The organism is Acinetobacter johnsonii CIP 64.6, assembly GCF_000368045.1.
In the GTDB taxonomy this organism is placed as follows: domain Bacteria; phylum Pseudomonadota; class Gammaproteobacteria; order Pseudomonadales; family Moraxellaceae; genus Acinetobacter; species Acinetobacter johnsonii.
Genome location: NZ_KB849236.1, coordinates 406,818 through 407,829, shown reverse-complemented (window position 1 = coordinate 407,829; position 1,012 = coordinate 406,818). Strand labels below are relative to the sequence as shown.

1 protein-coding gene is annotated in these 1,012 nt (G+C 36.5%); it reads left to right on the top strand.

Annotated elements, in window-relative coordinates:
- Window positions 1-90: 90 nt before the first annotated feature.
- The gene (locus F986_RS18780; protein WP_017397266.1) at window positions 91-468 is read left to right on the top strand and encodes a DUF2726 domain-containing protein; all 378 of its coding nucleotides are present in this window, start codon (window positions 91-93) and stop codon (window positions 466-468) included.
- The last annotated feature ends 544 nt before the right edge of the window (window positions 469-1,012 follow it).

Below are 1,012 nucleotides of genomic sequence, written 5' to 3'. Positions count from 1 at the left end.
ATAGCTCAGTCGGTAGAGCGACGGACTGTTAATCCGCAGGTCCCTGGTTCGAGCCCAGGTTGGAGAGCCAAAATTCTAAAAACCCACTCCATGCGAGTGGGTTTTTTCTTTGCGCTAGAAAATATTGTGTTCGATCTGAGTCAAATCATCTTTTTTATCATCGGCTGCTTCGCCACTATTACGTTAGTGATGATGGCCTACCCTGACCTGTTTCGCCGTAAACAAAAGTTTTATGCCAAACACGTCATTACGCCGTTTGAACGTAAAATGTTTATTCGCTTAAAAGAAGCCTTTCCACGCCATCATGTTCTAGCTCAAGTTTCATTTAGTTCACTGATTACCAGTAATCACTATAAAATACGGGCCAAATTTAACCGTAAAGTCACCGATTTCGTTTTATTAGATGAACAATTAGCAGTTGTGGTGATTATTGAACTCGATGATCGATCGCTTTTCCTAATTGACTAAAATTGTCAAATTGATTCTTTATAGATTTTTCATTGACATAGTACATTTTTTAACCTTTAATTTATTTGACAATCGTCATGGATGGAACATTCTGTGAAAGTTAAATACCTTAAGGATTATGATCACTCAGACACATTAGATATTGCTAGCCGTTACTGGCTAAAACAAGAAGAACAGAAGCTTAATAAGCTTTCTGCACTAGTAGCCCTCTATTGCGCGTATATCGAATGTTTGAAGGGTACATCGAGTCAACACTCAATATTCAATTTAACATCGTCTGCTGCACTGGAGGATCATGTAGAGTGCTTTATAGGATTTATCTACACTGAAATAGATACAAGTAATTACAACAAATACAACTATAGCTATGAGGTTCAGTTAGTATTCAATAATCTAGCTTTATTTCTAAATAAAAGGAAAACTACAATTTTTCTTTCACTGAATACAATATGAACCGTACCGGGTTTGTCGGAGACTTTTTATTTAAGTTAGGCCACCTGACCTAACTGGTTAATTTTATCATAGTACATTGCTTCAAAATCAA